This is a genomic window from Planomonospora antibiotica (genome assembly GCF_014647955.1).
Classification (GTDB): domain Bacteria; phylum Actinomycetota; class Actinomycetes; order Streptosporangiales; family Streptosporangiaceae; genus Planomonospora; species Planomonospora parontospora.
In genome coordinates this window covers 133,389-149,533 of record NZ_BMQE01000007.1, presented here as the reverse complement: position 1 = coordinate 149,533, position 16,145 = coordinate 133,389, and the positions used below count along the sequence as shown (strand labels likewise).

Here is a 16,145-nt window from a genome sequence, read left to right as displayed (position 1 = left end):
AACCACCGGGACCGGCCTGCTCATTCCGGCAGGACCCGGTGGAACGCCCGCGGGTCACCGGGATCACCGGTGAAGTCGTAGCGGATCCCGCCGGCGGAGAAGGCGAGCAGGGTGACCGAGAGCGAGGCGAAGACCCGGCCGTCGGGGAGTTCGTGCCGGATGATCAGCGCGCGGGGATCATCTGCCGGCAGGCCCGCCCCGGTGGCCAGGACCGCCCACTCGTCCCAGGGGCCGTCCAGCGCGGCGGGCCGCCGGGCCCCGGCGAACAGGGGGCGGAAGAACGCGACGCGCTCGTTGTCCGCGCCGCGCTCCCATCCGCTGTTGACGATCATGTGGGTCCCGGCCGGGAGGTCCGTACCGTCCAGGGCGGCGCCGTCCCAGCTCCACAGGCGGGCGCCCGCGGCATCGGCCAGCACGAGGTGGAAGGGGTCGTAGCCGGCCAGATCCAGGTCCGCGGGGCCGCCACCGGCCGCGACCAGCAGCGGCAGCTCGCCGCGGGAGCGGCGGATCGACTCCGGTGCGGGCACGCCGTGGCCGTTGAGCAGCGCGCAGGCCCGGCCGGCTCCGGGGTCGACGGCCAGCCAGGTCCCGCCGGCGAGCAGGTCCCTGCCGCCGACCAGGCCGGGCCAGTGCTCCGCCGGGGCGGCCCAGGGGCGGCCGGTGAACTCGTCCCGGACACCGACCAGGATCAGGGGGATCTCGGCGCCGGGGTCGACGCTGACGACAGCCGTGCACATGTCCGGCAGACTACGGCAGACCCGGCGGAATTGGCGGGGCGGGCTGATCCGCAGAGCGAGGACCGGCGGGGCGCGCCGGACCGCAAGCCGGAGGACCGACGGGGCGCGCCGGGGGTCTCAGGCCGGGGGCCGAGCCGGAGCCTCAAAACGAGGTCCGGGTCGGCGCCTCAGATCGGGGGCCAGGGGATGGCGGGCCAGTCCTGTGAGGGGCGGGGGTGCAGGCCGGTGTCCAGGAGCTTGCGGACCCGCGCCCAGGTGGCCTCCACCTCGGCGAGGGTGAGGAGCTCTCGGAGGCGGCGGCCCAGGCGGCCCCGTTCCAGTTCCCGTTCCAGGCGGGCCAGGACGTTCATCGCCTCCCGGGGCAGAGGCTTGCCGCGCCACTGCCAGAGCACGGTGCGGAGCTTGTCCTCGGTGGAGAAGCAGACCCCGTGGTCCACCCCGTAGACGTGCCCGTCGGCGAGCGGGAGCAGGTGCCCGCCCTTGCGGTCGGCGTTGTTGACGACGGCGTCGAACACGGCCATCCGCCGCAGGGCGGGCTGACGGCTGCGGATCAGCGCCATCAGGTCGGCCTCGGGGTCGGTGTCGACCCACAGCTGGCACATGCCGGGGCCGAAGGGCCCGTCCCGGTAGACCGTCGGGGGGACGATGCGCCAGCCGGTCGCGGCCGAGACCTCGAACGCGGCGACCTCGCGCGCGGCCAGGGTCCCGTCGGGGAAGTCCCAGAGAGGCCGTTCGCCGCGCACCGGCTTGTAGACGCAGGCGGCGGCGAGACCGCCCAGCCGGACCGAGCAGTAGAGCGTCATGTTCGTCGCCTCGACCAGCCGGCCGGCGACCTCGAGATGACCTTCGCGGAGCAGTCGCAGAGCGGCCCCGTCGTCCAGCCCGGTCGCGGGCGGCGCGCTCAGCGTGGGCTCGCTTTCGGCACTCATTCGCCTCCTCCACCGGATGCAGTTGCACTGCCTCGGTAACCGTTGAGCCGTACGCACACGTGCCCCTCCGCGTCGAGCGGCTGGGCGCACAGCGGGCAGGGCGGGCGGCCCGCGGCGACGAGGGCCATCGCACGCCGGGTGAAGGCCCTGGCCACGGCGGGGCTGATGCGGACCCGGAGCACGGCGGGCTCGTCGAGGAGGGACGGTTCGAACTCCTCGTCCTCCGCGACGACCTCCTGCGCCTCGATCACCACCTGGGACGCCTCGGGGTCCCAGGCGAGGGCCATCGTGCCGACCCGGAAGTCCTCGCTGATCGGCATGTCGAGGGGGTCGTTGTCGGTCAGGGCCTCGGGGGCGACGGCCGGCACGTGGGCGGTGCCGCCGCTGCGGCGCAGCACCTCGTCGAGCAACTCCTCGAGGCGGTCCGCGAGCGCGGCCACCTGGAACTTCTCCAGCCCGACGGTGGTCAGCCGTCCCTCGCCCCGGGCCTGCAGGAAGAAGGCCCGCGAACCCGGCTGTCCCACCGCACCAGCCACGAACCTCTCAGGTGGGTCGTAGTCGAACACCGGCATAGCCCGACCTTACGTGGTCCCGGATCCGCCGCCGACTGCGGCATCGCTCCCGGTGGGATTTTCTCCCCCGTCTTCTTCCTCCGAACCCTCCCGGGGTCGCAATCCGGTCACATCTCCTCCCACGTCGTTGAGCCTGAGGACGAAGGGGCGCATGGGGGTGTAGCGGATCACCGTGAGGGAGGCGGGGTCGGCCGCGATCCGCTGGAACTGGTCCAGGTGCAGGCCCATGGCGTCGGCCACGATGGACTTGATCACGTCGCCGTGGCTGCAGACGAGGTAGACGGCCCTGGGCCCCAGGCGGGCGTTCCACTCCCTGACCGCGGCCACCGCGCGGTGCTGGACCGAGGGGAGGGACTCCCCCCCGGGGAAGGTCACCGCGCTCGGGTGGGTCTGCACCACGGGCCAGAGCGGGTCCTGGGCGAGCTCGGCGAGCGGCCGGCCGGTCCAGTCGCCGTAGCGGCACTCGCCGAACCGCTCGTCGGTCAGCACCTGCGCGCCGCGGCCGCCGGCGATCGCCTGCGCGGTCTCCTGGCAGCGCTCCAGCGGGCTGGAGACGATGGCGTCCAGCTCCAGGGGGGCCAGCCGCAGCGCCAGGGCCTCCGCCTGGGCCCGGCCGGCGTCGCTGAGATGCACCTCCGGGGTCCACCCGGCCAGCACCGGGCCGGTGAGAGGGGTAAGGCCGTGTCTTGCCAGCAGCAGCGTCGTCACGGCTCCAAGTCTTGCAGCAGTCGTTCCCTCGTTTTCACCTGTCCGGGCGGTAACCTGGCCGGATCATGGAGCAGCGCTATGTCGGCCGGAGCGGCCTGTCGGTGTCCCGCCTCGGGCTCGGGACGATGACATGGGGGCGCGACACCGGCGCCGAGGACGCCGCGGCGCAGCTCCGCGCCTTCGCCGACGCCGGGGGCACCCTGATCGACACCGCCGACGTCTACACGGGCGGGGAGGCCGAACGGCTGCTCGGACGGCTGATCCGCGACACCGTGCCCCGCTCGGAGCTGGTGCTCTCCACCAAGGCCGTGCTCACCCCCGCCGGGCGGCGGCCGCGTGACGCCTCCAGGAGGCACCTGGTCGCCGCCGTCGACGCCTCCCTCACCCGTCTGGGCGTCGACGAGGTCGACCTCTGGCAGTTGCACGCCTTCGACCCGGAGGTGCCCCTGGAGGAGACCCTGGCGGCGGTGGACGCCATCGTCTCCTCGGGCCGGGCGGCCTACGCCGGGGTGTGCGACTACACCGGCTGGCAGCTCGCCGCGGCGGCCGTCACCCAGCGGGCGGTTCCCGGCCGGACGCCGGTCGTCGCCGCCCAGGTCGAATACTCCCTGCTGGCCAGGGAGCCCGAGCGCGACCTGCTGCCCGCCGCCGAGCACGTCGGCGCCGGGGTGCTGGCCTGGTCCCCGCTCGGGCGCGGGGTGCTCACCGGCAAGTACCGCACGGGCATCCCCGCCGACTCCCGGGCGGCCACCCCTCACCTGGCCGAGTTCGTCACGCCCTATCTGGACGAGCGGTGCCGCCGGGTCGTGGAGTCGGTGGCGACCGCCGCCGAGGGGCTGGGCGTCTCCCCCCTGTCGGTGGCTCTGTCGTGGGTCCGCGACCAGCCGGGGGTGGCCGCGGCCATCGTCGGCGCCCGCACCTGCTCCCAGCTGGCCGGGATCCTGGAGGCGGAGGATCTGGCACTCCCCATGGAGATCAGGGAGGCTCTCGACGACGTGTCGGCGGACTGAGACCCCGGATCCGTGCGGGGCGTCCCTATAGAACGAGAGTCTTTCTCGCATGTCACTAGTCGATACCGAATCGCAACTTTCCGTGGAAAAGCACGGCCTTCGCACAAAACTGTCATTCGCATGGCAGACGGGGTTCAGGCAGGCGTCGGCGAGGCTTCGCCGCCGGCACACGAGGGGGGAACGATGCGAGCTGCGCTCTCGGCCGGCGCGCTGGCGCTGGCGCTGGGCGGCGGGATCCCCGTGGTCGCGGCCGCATCCGGCAGCGTCGCCCGGGCGGCGGACTGCCCTCAGGGCGGCGGGCTGCTCGGCGGGGTCACGAGCGGGCTCTGCCAGACGGTGGACGGCGTCACCGACGCCGTGGACGGCCTGACCGGGTCCTCCCTGACACCGGTGACCGGAGGGCTCGACGCCACCGCGGAGAAGGCGCTCGAGCCCGTCGGCGAGCTCGCGCCGACGGAGCGGCCGAGAACCGGTGGGGGCTCCTCCTCCGGCGCCCCGCCGCACGACCCGGGCGGCCCGGGTGAGAAGAGAGACGAAGGACTGCTGCCCGAGGTCCTCAGCGACGTCTGCCTTCCGCTGGTGCGCTCCCCCGGGTGCGCGGCCTCCGTACCCGACCGGGCCGTACGGCCGACCGCCACGCCCTCCCCCACCGGGAGCCGCAGGCCGGCCAGGCCGCGGAAGGAGGCCGGGGCGGAGGAGGGGATCCCGTTCCGGCCGGCCTCTCCGCGTCCGCCGGAGACGCGGACGCACACCACGGAGGTGCGCGACCCGGTGCTTCCCGAGCCGTTCGCCGTCGACGCCGAGGCGCCCCGGGTGGACCCTCTCTGGCCCGGACCCCTGACCCAGGAGCTGCAGCAGCGGATGCCCGGCGAGCGGGCGGTCACCCCCACCCGCTCGTCCGACCCGCTGGGCACCGCCCTCACCGCGGCCCTGCTGGCCGCCGCGGTCATCGCCGTCCGGCTGGTGCACGCCAGGCGGGCCGAGGAGGAGTCCATCCCGTTCGAGCCGTTCCGGGTGGGACGGCACCGCGTCGCCTAGATGCCGCCGGGGACCGCGCGGGGCGCCGGGCCGGCCGTACGGATCCCTCGGGCGTCCGGGTCCGGGAGATCCGCGGCTAGGCGCCGATCGCGTGCACTCCTCCGTCGACGTGCACGATCTCGCCGGTCGTGGCGGGGAACCAGTCCGACAGCAGCGCCAGGCACGCCTTGGCCGCGGGGACGGTGTCGGACAGGTCCCAGCCGAGCGGGGCCTTCTCCGGCCAGCTGTCCTCGAACTCCTTGAACCCCGGGATGCTCTTGGCCGCCATCGTGCGCAGCGGCCCGGCCGCCACCAGGTTCACCCGGATGCCGTGCTTGCCGAGGTCGCGGGCCAGGTAGCGGGAGCAGGACTCCAGCCCCGCCTTGGCGACGCCCATCCAGTCGTAGACCGGCCAGGCCTTGGTGGCGTCGAAGTCGAGGCCGACGACCGAGCTGCCCTGCTTCATCAGGGGCATGCAGGCGACCGCCAGCGACTTGAACGAGTAGGTCGAGACGTGCACCGCGGTCGCGACGTCCTCCCACGGGGTGTTCAGGAAGTTGCCGCCGAGGCAGCTCTGCGGGGCGAAGCCGATGGAGTGCACCACGCCGTCGAGGCCGCCCACGTGCTCGCCCACCCGCTCGGCCAGCGAGTCGAGGTGCTCGGTGTTCTGCACGTCCAGCTCGATCACCGGCGGCGGCTCGGGGAGCCGCCGGGCGATGCGCTCGACCAGGCTGAGCCGGCCGAAGCCGGTCAGCACGACGGTGGCGCCCTCCTCCTGCGCCAGCCTGGCCACGGAGAAGGCGATCGAGGCGTCGGTCAGGACGCCGGTGACCAGGATCCGCTTGCCGTCGAGGATTCCCATGAATACCGTCCTTTGTGAAGTGCTCCCGCGGACGAGTCCGAGGGCTCGCGCCCGGGTGCCCGGCGCGTCCGGCCGTTCCGGCTCTTGCGGTGATTGCGGAGAGGGGCTCAGTGCCCCATGCCCAGGCCGCCGTCGACGGGGATCACGGCCCCGGTGATGTAGGCGGCGTCCTCGCCCGCCAGGAAGGCGACGACCTTGGCGATCTCCTCGGGCCGGGCCTGCCGCCCCAGCGGGATGTTCTTGCGGATCTGCTCCTGGTAGGACTCGTCCAGCGCGGCCGTCATGTCGGTCTCCACGAAGCCCGGGGCGACGACGTTCACGGTGATGCCGCGTGAGCCCAGCTCGCGGGCGGCCGACCGGGCGAAGCCGATCATGCCGGCCTTGGAGGCGGCGTAGTTGGTCTGCCCGGCCGAGCCGAGCATCGCCACGACCGAGGAGATGAGCACGATCCTGCCGCGCCTGAGCCGCAGCATCCCGCGGGTGGCCCGCTTGGCCACGCGGTAGGCGCCGGTCAGGTTGGCGTCGATGACGTCGGTGAAGGTCTCCTCCTTCATCATCGGCAGGAGCGTGTCCCTGGTGATGCCCGCGTTGGCGACGAGCACCTCGACCGGGCCCTGCTCGGCCTCGACCTTCCCGAACGCCGCTTCGACATCGGCCATGCTGGTCACATCGCACTGCACGCCGAACAGCCCCTCGGGGGGCTCTCCGGAGCGGTAGGTGACGGCGACGGCGTCGCCGGCCCTGGCGAGTTCGCGGGCGATCGCGAGGCCGATGCCGCGATTGCCGCCGGTTACGAGAACAGATCGAGCCATGGAGCCGACGCTATCCGTTACTTGCCAGTAGACCGGTTATCCGTGAGGGACAAGATCACAGGTCTAGGATCGTGGACATGCGCCAGATCGATCCCGACTTCCTCGCCCTGCCCATGAGGCGGATGGCGGACGCGGCCCTGCAACGCGCCCGTGACCTCGGTGCCGAGCACGCCGACTTCCGGCTCGAACGCGTCCGCGCGGAGACCCTGCGCCTGTCGGACGCCCGGCTGGAGGGCTCCATCGACGCCGACGACCTCGGCTACGCCGTACGGGTCGTCAAGAACGGCACCTGGGGCTTCGCCTCCGGCATCGAGCTCACGCCCGAGGCCGCGGCCGCCGTGGCCGAGCAGGCCGTCGAGGTGGCCGTCGTCTCCGCCGCGGTCAACCGCGAGCCCATCGAGCTGGCCCCCGAGCCGGTCCACGCGGACGTCACCTGGGTGTCGGCCTACGACGTCGACCCGTTCGACGTCCCGCTGCGCGACAAGGTGGAGCTGCTGGCCGACTGGTCGGGCGGCCTGCTGAAGGACCCGCGCGTGGACCACGTCCAGGCCTCGCTGATGCAGGTCAAGGAGCAGAAGTTCTACGCCGACACGGCGGGCACCCGCACCACCCAGCAGCGGGTGCGCGTGCACCCGGTGCTGGACGCCATGAAGGTCGGCGAGGGCCGCTTCGAGGAGATGCGCACCCTGGCCCCGCCCGTCGGCCGCGGCTACGAGTACCTCACCGGCACCGGCTGGGACTTCCCCGCCGAGCTCGCCGCCCTCCCCGAGCTGTTGGAGGAGAAGCTCAGGGCCCCCTCCGTCGAGGCCGGCGTCTACGACCTGGTCATCGACCCGTCCAACCTGTGGCTGACCATCCACGAGTCGATCGGGCACGCCACCGAGCTGGACCGCGCGCTCGGCTACGAGGCGGCCTACGCCGGGACCAGCTTCGCCACCTTCGACCAGCTCGGCAGCCTGGTGTACGGCTCGCCGGCGATGAACGTGACCGGCGACCGCACGGCCGCGCACGGCCTGTCCACCATCGGCTACGACGACGAGGGCGTGGCCACCAGGGAGTTCGACATCGTCTCCGGCGGCGTCCTGGTCGGCTACCAGCTCGACCGGCGGATGGCGCGGATGAAGGACCTGGGCGCCTCCAACGGCTGCGCCTTCGCCGACTCCCCCGGGCACATGCCGATCCAGCGCATGGCCAACGTCTCGCTGCGGCCCGCGCCCGGCGGCCCCTCCACCGACGAGCTCATCGCGGGCGTCGAGCGGGGCGTCTACGTCGTCGGCGACAAGAGCTGGTCGATCGACATGCAGCGCTACAACTTCCAGTTCACCGGGCAGCGGTTCTACCGCATCGAGAACGGCCGGCTGGCCGGCCAGCTCCGCGACGTCGCCTACCAGGCCACGACGACCGACTTCTGGCGCTCGATGGAGGCCGTCGGCGGCGAGCAGACCTACGTGCTGGGCGGCGCGTTCAACTGCGGCAAGGGCCAGCCCGGCCAGGTCGCGCCGGTCAGCCACGGCTGCCCCTCGGCGCTCTTCCGGGGCGTGCGCGTCCTCAACACCGTGCAGGAAGGCGGCAAGTGATGACCTCTCAGCCGAGCCCCCGGATGAGCCCGCAGGAGATGGTCGAGCGGGCCCTGGAGCTGTCGACGGCCGACGACACCGTCGTCATCGCCGACTCCGGCTCCAGCGCCAACCTGCGGTTCGCGGGCAACACCCTCACCACCAACGGCGTCTCCCGCTCCGCCCAGCTGACCGTGATCTCGATCGCCGGACAGGGCGTGGGCGTGGTGTCCCGGGCCGCGGTCCGGCCCGAGGAGCTGGCCGACGTCGTCGCCGCGGCCGACCGCGCCGCGGAGGACGCGCGTCCCTCCGAGGACGCCCGGCCGCTGGTCGGGGGCACCGTCTCCGCCGACTGGGACGCCCCCGCCGAGCCCACCACGATCGGTGTGTTCGGCGCCTTCGCCCCCGCGCTGGGCGAGGCCTTCGCCGCCGCCGAGGCGGGCGGGCGCAGGCTGTACGGCTTCGCCGAGCACAGCGTCACCACGACGTTCGTGGGCACCTCCACCGGCGCCCGCCTCCGGCACGTCCAGCCCACCGGGCGCCTGGAGCTCAACGCCAAGTCCCCGGACATGAAGCGCTCGGCCTGGACGGGCGTGGCCACCCGCGACTTCTCGGACGTGGACGTGGCGGCGCTGGACGCCTCGCTGGCCCGGCGGCTGGAGTGGGCCAAGAACCGGATCGACCTGCCCGCGGGCCGGTACGAGACGCTGCTCCCGCCGGGAGCCGTCGCCGACCTGATGATCTACCTGTACTGGACGGCCGGAGCCCGCGACGCCTTCGAGGGCCGCACGGTCTTCTCCAGGCCCGGCGGCGGCACCCGCGTCGGGGAGACCCTCGCCTCCCTCCCGGTACGGCTGCGCAGCGATCCGGCCGCCGCGGGCCTGGAGTCCGCCCCGTTCGTGGTCGCACACGCCTCCAGCCGGCAGAGCTCGGTGTTCGACAACGGCCTGCCGCTGACGCCGACCGACTGGATCGCCGACGGCGCGCTGGCGAACCTGATCCAGACCCGGCACTCTGCCGAGCTGACGAACCTGCCCGCCACCCCCGCCATCGACAACCTGATCATGGAGGGACCGGCGGGGGGCAGGTCGCTGGAGGAGATGATCGCCTCGACCGAGCGGGGCCTGCTGCTCACCTGCCTGTGGTACATCCGCGAGGTGGACCCGCAGACCCTGCTGCTCACCGGGCTCACCCGCGACGGCGTCTACCTCGTGGAGAACGGCGAGGTGGTGGGCGAGGTCAACAACTTCCGCTTCAACGAGAGCCCGGTGGACCTCCTCGGCCGCGTCACCGAGATCGGGGCGAGCGAGCAGACGCTGCCGCGCGAGTGGAACGACTACTTCACCCGCACGGTGATGCCCCCGGTCCGGGTGCCGGACTTCAACATGTCGACGGTCAGCCAGGCGAGCTGATCCGGCACGGCGGACCGGCGCCGTGCGGGCGCGCAGGCCCGCCCGGCGCCGGTCCGCCGCCGTGCGGGCCGGGGGCGGGTCCGGGCGGGCCTGCCGCGGGTCAGCCGTCCTCCAGGCGGAAGCCCACTTTCATGCCGACCTGGAAGTGGGCGACCTCCCCGTCGACGATGTGCCCGCGGACCTCGGTCACCTCGAACCAGTCGAGGTGGCGCAGGGTCTGTGCGGCGCGGCGGACGCCGTTGCGGACCGCCGCCTCGATGCTCTCCCCCGACGTGCCGACTATCTCGGTCACCCGGTACGTTCGATCCGTCATGCCCCCGTCCTACCCGGAAGTCATGATCACATGACCGTTCGCATCCGATCGATCCGAGGTCTACGTTGGAAGGTGTGAGGGGATGGCGCAGGCGCGAGACGGTTCATCAGGTGACCGACGCCCGGCCTTCGCTGAGCGAGGACATCGGGCGGCGTGAACGGAACTACCTGATCAAGATGGGGATCCGGCTGGTCTGCCTGATCCTCGCCTTCACCGTGCCCGCGCCGATGGCCGTCAAGATCCTGCTCTTCGCCGGAGCGATCTTCCTGCCGTACATCGCCGTGGTGGGGGCCAACGCCCCCCGGGGCGGGGCGCCCGCCGACCCCGGCTTTACCGACCCGGGACAGAACGAGATCCCCAGGCACCGACGCGAGATCGGGTCGTGACGAAGTCTTGACGCATCCTCCGGGTTGGAGGTGTACGCTTTAACCAAGTGCCCTGGTCCCCCGTCGGGGCACTGGTGCCGGCGTTCCGGGCCCCCGTCGGAACGCCGATGAAGCGACGCCGGGTGGTTTGCCCCCGTAACCACCCGGCGTCGCCCTTTTCCCGGACTTCCTGTGCCTTCCCAGGTTCCCTACGCGTCGCCCAGCGTCTCCGTGGTCGCCCGCTCCCAGTTGCGGGCCAGTTCCGTCACCCGCTCCACCGCGTCGGCCGGCGCCGTTCCCGCCCCCTGGGCCAGGCCCAGCACGTAGGCCGTCAGCGGTGCGGCCGGGCGGGCCACTCCGTGGGCCACGTCCTTGGTGAGGTCGAGCAGCGCGTCCCGGTCCACCTGCGCGGGGTCGACGCCGAGCTCCCTGCAGACCAGGGCGGTCCACTCCTCCAGCACGTTCACGTCCTGCTCCTCACATGCGTCAGATCGTCCAGCGTGTCGCAATCGAACCACGGTTCCCCGGGCAGGTGGAGCCTGACCGGGTCCAGCGGGGCCAGCAGCCCCCGGAGGGACCGTCCCCCGTAGCCGGAGAGCGCCCCGGCGAGCACGGCCGTACGCCATGCTCCCACCAGCCACTGCTCGCGGCCGTCGTCGTCGACGAGCAGGGCGCCCGCGCCCGGCCCGTCCTTCCCGGCCCCCTCCTCTCCGCCGCCCGCCGCGTCGAGGAGCGCCTCGACGTGCCGGGCGCGCAGGAACGGCAGGTCGGCGGCGAGCAGGACCACGCGGGGGGCGGTCACCTCCGCCAGCCCGGCCCGCAGCGCCGGGACCGGCCCGCCGCCCGGCGGGTCCTCGGTGCGGAAGACCGCCCGGCCGAGTCCCGGCCGCGCGGGCCCCACCACGACGAGGCGGCCCGCACCGGGCACGGCGGCGGCCACGCGCTCGATGAGCGGCACACCGCCCACCTCCAGGCCGGGCTTGTCCCGCCCGCCGAGCCGGGAGGCCCGTCCTCCGGCGAGGATCAGCGCGTCGTAACCGCTCATGGAGATGAGGCTAGCTCACGTCGATGCGGCGTCCGGATCCGGACGCCACCGGGCGGGTGTCCGGGTGCGGACGCCACCGGGCGGGTGTCCGGGTGCGGACGCCACCGGGCGGGTGTCCAGGTGCGGACGCCCTCGGGCGGGTGTCCGGGTGCGGCGTCCGCGGACGGATCCGGGCGTCCGTCGGCGGCCGGTGCCCGATCGAGGGCGTCCGGCCCGCCCCGTCGGTGACCAGGGGCGGCTCCGGCTCCTGAGCCGGAGGTCACCGGGTCCCTCAGTAGCGGAAGCCGGAGACCAGCCGGTGCAGCCGGTTCGACAACTCGGCCAGGTCGGCCGCGGCCTGCCGGCTCTCGCCCACTCCCTCCGCGGTCACGTGCGCCGCATCGGCCAGCACCGAGATGGTGGTGGCGATGTCGGCGCTGCCCTGAGCGGCCTCGGCCACACTGCGGTTCATCTCGTTGGTGGTCGCGCTCTGCTCCTCCACCGCGCCGGCGATGGTCAGCTGGTAGTCGTTGATCTTACCGATGATCGCCGAGATCTCCGCGATGGCCGCGACCGCGCTCTCGGTGTCGGCCTGGATGGCCTCCACCCGCCGCGAGATGTCCTCGGTCGCCTTGGCCGTCTCCTGCGCCAGGTCCTTGACCTCGCCGGCCACCACCGCGAAGCCCTTGCCGGCGTCCCCGGCGCGCGCCGCCTCGATGGTGGCGTTGAGCGCCAGCAGGTTGGTCTGCTCGGCGATCGAGGTGATCGTCTTGATCACCGAACCGATCTCCGCGCTGGAGGCGCCGAGCTTGGCGACGGTCTCGTTGGTGGAGGTGGCCACCGTGACCGCCTGCGAGGCGACCTTCGCGCCCTCGTTGGCGTTGTGCGCGATCTCCCGGATCGAGGCGCCCATCTCCTCGCTGCCGGCCGAGACGGTCTGCACGTTCTGCGAGACCTCACCCGCGGCCGAGGCGACGTTGTGGGCCTGGGTGGAGGCCTCGTCGGCCGAGGCGGCGATCCGGTCGCTGACGCCCGACAGCTCACCGGAACTGGCCGCCAGCCTGTCGGCGCTGCTCGCCAGCTCCGCGATGGCCTGCCGGGTGGAGGCGTTGGCCCGGTTGACCGCCGCCGCCATCTGGCCGATCTCGTCGCGGGAGGTCACCTCGGCGCTCTGCGTCAGGTCACCCCGGGCCGAGGCCTCCAGCGCCAGGGAGAGCGCGTCCACCGACCGCGCCATCTGGCGGGAGAAGACCCGCGCCAGCACGACGGCGAACAGCAGGCCGGCGCCGAGCAGCACGAAGATCAGGGTACGGGCGCTGTCGTATCGGCCGGACGCCGCGGCGGTGACCGTCTCGGTGGCCGTCTGCTCGTAGTCGACCAGCCGCTTGAGCGCCTCCTTGAACGCGGTGGTCACCTCGCCGAACTCGGCGAGCATCTTCTCGATGTCGGCGGGAGCGGCGGCCGCCGCCGCGTTCGGCTCGGCCATGGAGGCATCCCGCAGAGACCGGTACCGCTCCCATGCCTCGTCGAAGTCCGCCACGGCCTTCTGCCAGGCGGGATCCGGTACCGCGGCGGCCCGGTAGGCCTCGAACTCACGGGTCGCCGCCGCGGTGTAGTCCTGCATGTTCTTCTTGGCGCCGGCCTTGATCTGCGGATCGGGGATGGTGCTGTAGCCGAGGGTGGCGTCCATCATGTCCGTCATGTGGCCACGCATGTTGCCGAGATGGATGAGACGCTCGACGTTGCCGTCCTTGACGGTGGTCAGGTCGTCGTTCAGCCCGCTCATGCGGGTGAGCGCCACCGTGCCGACGCCTGCGCCCATGCCGGCCATGAGCAGCACGACGATGAGGATTTTGGTGCTGATTCGGCGGTCGGCGAACCAACCGAGCACCCGGCTACGGCTTACAGTCACCACAGGGCGTGCGATGCCGGCAGCTGACTCGGTCACGATCAGATCCTTTCCAGAGCGACCGATGGCCGCGAGAGCGAGGCAGCGCGTGAGGCTGCAGCTGTCCATCGGCATCCGAGACCGGTACTTGAGCCGATGAACGGCTCGCTCCGCCTGGATCCGCCGAGCCGAGGACGGCGCGGGCCGGCCGGGCCTCCTGCGGGACCTGGTGGCGCGGGGCCTGCCGGGGGTGCGGCTGATCGTCTCCGACGCCCGACCAGACCGTCTACCGCCCGGTCTCAGATCACGATCCGTCCGTTGCCGTACTAACCGCCGATGGCCGACATCGGGCGGGACGGCTGCAGGAAGGCGGGGTCGTCGATGCCGTGCCCGGCCTTCTTGATCCGGACCGCCGCCAGCCAGCGCTCGGCCAGTTCGTCGTCGGAGGCTCCGGAGCGCATCGCCGCCCGCAGGTCGGACTCGTCCGTCGCGAACAGGCAGTTGCGGATCTGGCCGTCGGCGGTGAGCCGTACCCGGTCGCAGGCGCCGCAGAACGGGCGGGTGACCGAACCGATCACGCCCACCCTCGCCGGCCCGCCGTCGACGAGGAACAGCTCGGCGGGGGCGCTGCCCCGCTCCGCCGGGTCGGCGTCGGTCAGGTCGAAGGAGGCCTGCAGCGTCGCGAGGATCTCGTCGGCCGTGATCATGTTCTCCCGGCGCCAGCCGTGCTGGGCGTCCAGCGGCATCTGCTCGATGAAGCGGAGCTCGTAGCCCTTGTCGAGGCAGTAGCGCAGGAGCGGGACGGCCTCGTGGTCGTTGACGCCGCGCATCAGCACCGCGTTGATCTTCACCGGGCGCAGCCCGGCGGCCTCGGCCGCGGCCAGGCCCGCCAGCACGTCGGCCAGCCGGTCGCGGTGGGCGAGCTTGGCGAACGTCTCACGGTCCAGGGTGTCCAGGGAGACGTTGACCCGGTCGAGGCCGGCCGCGGCGAGCGGCCCGGCGAGCCGGGCCAGCCCGATGCCGTTGGTGGTCAGCGAGACCTGCGGCCGGGGAGCGAGCACGGTGGTGCGGGCCACGATGTCGACCAGCTCACGGCGGAGCAGCGGCTCGCCGCCGGTGTAGCGGACCTCGGTGATGCCGAGCCGCTCCACCCCGATGGTGACCAGCCGGACGATCTCCTCGGCGGTCAGCAGCTCGGGCTTGGGAAGCCAGTCCAGGCCCTCGGGCGGCATGCAGTACGAACAGCGCAGGTTGCAGCGGTCCGTCAGGGACACCCGAAGATCGGTCGCCACTCGGCCGAACGAGTCGCGCAACACGGGCGTCACCCCTCATCCGTCGTCATTCGAGCAGGGGGCCAGCCTAAGGCCGACCCCCTCCTCCGCCCAAAAACGGGCTCCATCGCCTGACAACAGCCGCGCCGTACGGATGATTCCCCTCCCGGGGACGTCCCGGCGCCGCCCCGCGCGCGGGTGTGCGGTCAGCCGATGGTGGAGCGTCTCGACGTCCCACCCCGGCGCCACCCCGCGCGGGTGCCGGTCCGTCCCGCCGGGCCCGCCAGCGGCCGCGGGCGCGACCGGCCGTCACCGCTCCCGCAGCGCCTGCCGTACCTCCATCAGCGCGAACCCGAGCAGGTTCAGCCCCCGCCACGCCCCGGGCCGCCCGGCCCGCTCGTCATCGGCCGCGAGCCCGATCCCCCAGACCCGGTCCACCGGGCTCGCCTCGACCAGCACCCGCTCTCCCGTCCCCAGCAGGAACTCCGCCAGCTCCGGGTGCCGGTCGAACTTGGCCAGGTTGCCCTGGACGACCAGGTCGAAGCGGGCCGCCGCCCATGCCCGCTCGTCGAAGCCGCGCACCCTGCGCCCCAGGTCCTTGGCCTGCTTCGGATGTCCGGCCGCCACGATCTCCGCCTCGGTCTCCCCGTCGCCGAACAGCCGCGCCTTGCCCGCCATCATGAAGTGCTCCGCGGTGCGGTAGACCACCCCGTCCACGGTGAAGTCCGCCGGCCACCACTGCGACAGGCACCCGGCCCCGACCCCGCCGGAGCGCGGCGGCCGGTGCCCCCAGAACATCAGGTATCTGACCTGTTCGCCCCGCTCCACCGCCGCCGTCAGCGCCGCCACGTCGCGCGCGTCCCTCGCCTCAGCCATGCCGTGCACCCTTCCAGATCCCCGCCGCGGGCCGCCAGCCGGTTTCCGCGCCCCGGCAAGGCCCGTCCGGGTGCTACGAACGGATCCTCGGCTGCGAGGTCGTCATGCTCCTGCCCGGCGGGCGGGTGCGGTCCCCGTCACCCGCCCGCCACAGGTCGTACGCCAGCCAGAGCCCTCCTGCGGCCAGCAGCGCGCCGTGGGCGACGCGCATCGCGGGGGTGCCGTAGAACTGCGGGACGAACAGGACGAACCCGGCCGCCAGCGGGACACCGCTCCACCGCGGCCCGGCACCGGAGCGCCGGATGCGGACCGCGACCACGATGGCGCCCGCCGCGAGCAGCACCAGGCCGGTCAGGAACATCGCCGCGGGCACGGGTGCGAAGCGGAACCGGTCGACCAGCTCCAGCAGGGTGGCGTCCCGATCGTGTACGGCACGCGCACCGATCACGTTGAGCCCGAACGTCTCGGCGCCGTAGTAGGGCAGGACCAGGCCGGTGCCGATCCAGAACGTCACGACCGGAGGCAGGCCGAGGCGCGCGCCGGGCGCGAGGTGCAGGCCGAGCAGACCCGACGCGACGAGGACGAACCCTGCGACGGCGCACAGGTGGGCGGCGACCCAGGCGGGAGAGGCCATCGCCGCGGCCCCCTCCAGGGCGGTCTCGTCGGCGTAGGGCCTGACGGCCTGGTAGAGGAGGAACAGGACGCCGCCGGCGGCGAGGGACAGGGCGGTCAGCCGGGCACGGTTCACGGAGGGCTCCAGAGAGGGGAAGAATCGATGCTCCAATTAGAGAGC

Annotated in this window: 18 protein-coding genes; 5 read left to right on the top strand and 13 right to left on the bottom strand. The window is 73.0% G+C overall.

The genetic code is table 11. The annotated features are described in order from the left end of the window. Positions 1-20: 20 nt before the first annotated feature. The 4 genes from IEZ06_RS09215 to IEZ06_RS09200 all read right to left on the bottom strand — a co-directional run bounded on the left by IEZ06_RS09215 (position 21) and on the right by IEZ06_RS09200 (position 2,946). Positions 21-737 carry an NRDE family protein gene (locus tag IEZ06_RS09215; protein ID WP_189236255.1) on the bottom strand — a complete coding sequence of 239 codons (717 nt, stop codon included), beginning with the start codon at positions 735-737 and terminating at the stop codon, positions 21-23. A gap of 167 nt (positions 738-904) precedes the next feature. Next, positions 905-1,666 (bottom strand): SCO1664 family protein, encoded by a 762-nt coding sequence (locus IEZ06_RS09210; protein WP_189236254.1) that lies wholly within the window; start codon positions 1,664-1,666, stop codon positions 905-907. Further along, on the bottom strand, positions 1,663-2,238 hold the full coding sequence (locus IEZ06_RS09205) for a DUF3090 domain-containing protein (protein WP_189236253.1): 576 nt from the start codon (positions 2,236-2,238) through the stop codon (positions 1,663-1,665). Before IEZ06_RS09205 ends, IEZ06_RS09210 begins: the two co-directional genes overlap by 4 nt. Before the next feature lie 9 nt (positions 2,239-2,247). Further along, a complete protein-coding gene (locus IEZ06_RS09200) occupies positions 2,248-2,946 on the bottom strand; it encodes a histidine phosphatase family protein (RefSeq protein WP_189236252.1) in 699 nt (232 codons plus the stop codon). A gap of 65 nt (positions 2,947-3,011) precedes the next feature. Between IEZ06_RS09200 and IEZ06_RS09195 the strand changes: the two genes are divergently transcribed. Together IEZ06_RS09195 and IEZ06_RS09190 are read left to right on the top strand one after the other, a co-directional pair. Then, on the top strand, positions 3,012-3,956 hold the full coding sequence (locus IEZ06_RS09195) for an aldo/keto reductase (RefSeq protein WP_189236251.1): 945 nt from the start codon (positions 3,012-3,014) through the stop codon (positions 3,954-3,956). A 183-nt stretch (positions 3,957-4,139) separates the two neighbouring features. Next, positions 4,140-4,994, top strand: coding sequence for a hypothetical protein (locus tag IEZ06_RS09190; RefSeq protein WP_189236250.1), 855 nt, complete (start codon positions 4,140-4,142; stop codon positions 4,992-4,994). A 76-nt stretch (positions 4,995-5,070) separates the two neighbouring features. On the opposite strand, the gene fabI is transcribed toward IEZ06_RS09190, so the two are convergent. Together fabI and fabG are read right to left on the bottom strand one after the other, a co-directional pair. Further along, positions 5,071-5,835 carry an enoyl-ACP reductase FabI gene (gene fabI, locus IEZ06_RS09185; RefSeq protein WP_189236249.1) on the bottom strand — a complete coding sequence of 255 codons (765 nt, stop codon included), beginning with the start codon at positions 5,833-5,835 and terminating at the stop codon, positions 5,071-5,073. Between the two features lie 107 nt (positions 5,836-5,942). Then, positions 5,943-6,647, bottom strand: a complete 705-nt coding sequence (gene fabG / locus IEZ06_RS09180; RefSeq protein WP_189236248.1) for a 3-oxoacyl-ACP reductase FabG — start codon at positions 6,645-6,647, stop codon at positions 5,943-5,945. Positions 6,648-6,724: 77 nt separating this feature from the next. Between fabG and IEZ06_RS09175 the strand changes: the two genes are divergently transcribed. Both IEZ06_RS09175 and IEZ06_RS09170 read left to right on the top strand, forming a co-directional pair. After that, entirely contained in the window at positions 6,725-8,224 is a 1,500-nt protein-coding gene (locus tag IEZ06_RS09175) for a TldD/PmbA family protein (protein WP_189236247.1), read from the top strand. Then, a complete protein-coding gene (locus IEZ06_RS09170; RefSeq protein ID WP_229797903.1) occupies positions 8,224-9,615 on the top strand; it encodes a TldD/PmbA family protein in 1,392 nt (463 codons plus the stop codon). The genes IEZ06_RS09175 and IEZ06_RS09170 overlap by 1 nt, the downstream gene beginning before the upstream one ends. A 100-nt stretch (positions 9,616-9,715) precedes the next feature. Here IEZ06_RS09170 and IEZ06_RS09165 read toward each other — a convergent pair whose 3' ends face one another. Then, positions 9,716-9,928: a dodecin gene (locus IEZ06_RS09165; RefSeq protein WP_189236246.1), complete on the bottom strand. Its 213-nt coding sequence runs from the start codon at positions 9,926-9,928 to the stop codon at positions 9,716-9,718. Between the two features lie 110 nt (positions 9,929-10,038). Between IEZ06_RS09165 and IEZ06_RS09160 the strand changes: the two genes are divergently transcribed. Then, the gene (locus IEZ06_RS09160) at positions 10,039-10,314 is read left to right on the top strand and encodes a DUF3099 domain-containing protein (RefSeq protein ID WP_229797902.1); all 276 of its coding nucleotides are present in this window, start codon (positions 10,039-10,041) and stop codon (positions 10,312-10,314) included. Between the two features lie 188 nt (positions 10,315-10,502). On the opposite strand, the gene IEZ06_RS09155 is transcribed toward IEZ06_RS09160, so the two are convergent. The 6 genes from IEZ06_RS09155 to IEZ06_RS09130 form a co-directional block, all read right to left on the bottom strand. Beyond that, on the bottom strand, positions 10,503-10,760 hold the full coding sequence (locus IEZ06_RS09155; protein ID WP_068899318.1) for a DUF6457 domain-containing protein: 258 nt from the start codon (positions 10,758-10,760) through the stop codon (positions 10,503-10,505). Beyond that, positions 10,757-11,338: a molybdenum cofactor guanylyltransferase gene (gene mobA, locus IEZ06_RS09150; protein ID WP_189236244.1), complete on the bottom strand. Its 582-nt coding sequence runs from the start codon at positions 11,336-11,338 to the stop codon at positions 10,757-10,759. The genes IEZ06_RS09155 and mobA overlap by 4 nt, the downstream gene beginning before the upstream one ends. 271 nt (positions 11,339-11,609) lie before the next feature. Continuing rightward, entirely contained in the window at positions 11,610-13,265 is a 1,656-nt protein-coding gene (locus IEZ06_RS09145) for a methyl-accepting chemotaxis protein (RefSeq protein ID WP_189236243.1), read from the bottom strand. 266 nt (positions 13,266-13,531) lie between these two features. Then, entirely contained in the window at positions 13,532-14,521 is a 990-nt protein-coding gene (gene moaA / locus IEZ06_RS09140) for a GTP 3',8-cyclase MoaA (RefSeq protein ID WP_189236354.1), read from the bottom strand. A gap of 264 nt (positions 14,522-14,785) precedes the next feature. Then, positions 14,786-15,352, bottom strand: a complete 567-nt coding sequence (ybiA, locus tag IEZ06_RS09135) for a riboflavin biosynthesis intermediates N-glycosidase (protein WP_189236242.1) — start codon at positions 15,350-15,352, stop codon at positions 14,786-14,788. A 73-nt stretch (positions 15,353-15,425) separates the two neighbouring features. Beyond that, positions 15,426-16,100, bottom strand: a complete 675-nt coding sequence (locus IEZ06_RS09130; RefSeq protein ID WP_189236241.1) for a hypothetical protein — start codon at positions 16,098-16,100, stop codon at positions 15,426-15,428. Positions 16,101-16,145 lie beyond the last annotated feature (45 nt).

Excerpts from the sequence above, each read along its gene's own strand:
- IEZ06_RS09210 (WP_189236254.1), bottom strand. The coding sequence starts at position 1,666 with ATGAGTGCCGAAAGCGAGCCCACGCTGAGCGCGCCGCCCGCGACCGGG.
- fabI (WP_189236249.1), bottom strand. The coding sequence starts at position 5,835 with ATGGGAATCCTCGACGGCAAGCGGATCCTGGTCACCGGCGTCCTGACC.
- fabG (WP_189236248.1), bottom strand. The coding sequence starts at position 6,647 with ATGGCTCGATCTGTTCTCGTAACCGGCGGCAATCGCGGCATCGGCCTC.
- IEZ06_RS09165 (WP_189236246.1), bottom strand. The coding sequence starts at position 9,928 with ATGACGGATCGAACGTACCGGGTGACCGAGATAGTCGGCACGTCGGGG.
- IEZ06_RS09170 (WP_229797903.1), top strand. The coding sequence starts at position 8,224 with ATGACCTCTCAGCCGAGCCCCCGGATGAGCCCGCAGGAGATGGTCGAG.
- mobA (WP_189236244.1), bottom strand. The coding sequence starts at position 11,338 with ATGAGCGGTTACGACGCGCTGATCCTCGCCGGAGGACGGGCCTCCCGG.
- ybiA (WP_189236242.1), bottom strand. The coding sequence starts at position 15,352 with ATGGCTGAGGCGAGGGACGCGCGCGACGTGGCGGCGCTGACGGCGGCG.
- IEZ06_RS09195 (WP_189236251.1), top strand. The coding sequence starts at position 3,012 with ATGGAGCAGCGCTATGTCGGCCGGAGCGGCCTGTCGGTGTCCCGCCTC.
- IEZ06_RS09215 (WP_189236255.1), bottom strand. The coding sequence starts at position 737 with ATGTGCACGGCTGTCGTCAGCGTCGACCCCGGCGCCGAGATCCCCCTG.
- IEZ06_RS09190 (WP_189236250.1), top strand. The coding sequence starts at position 4,140 with ATGCGAGCTGCGCTCTCGGCCGGCGCGCTGGCGCTGGCGCTGGGCGGC.
- IEZ06_RS09175 (WP_189236247.1), top strand. The coding sequence starts at position 6,725 with ATGCGCCAGATCGATCCCGACTTCCTCGCCCTGCCCATGAGGCGGATG.
- IEZ06_RS09205 (WP_189236253.1), bottom strand. The coding sequence starts at position 2,238 with ATGCCGGTGTTCGACTACGACCCACCTGAGAGGTTCGTGGCTGGTGCG.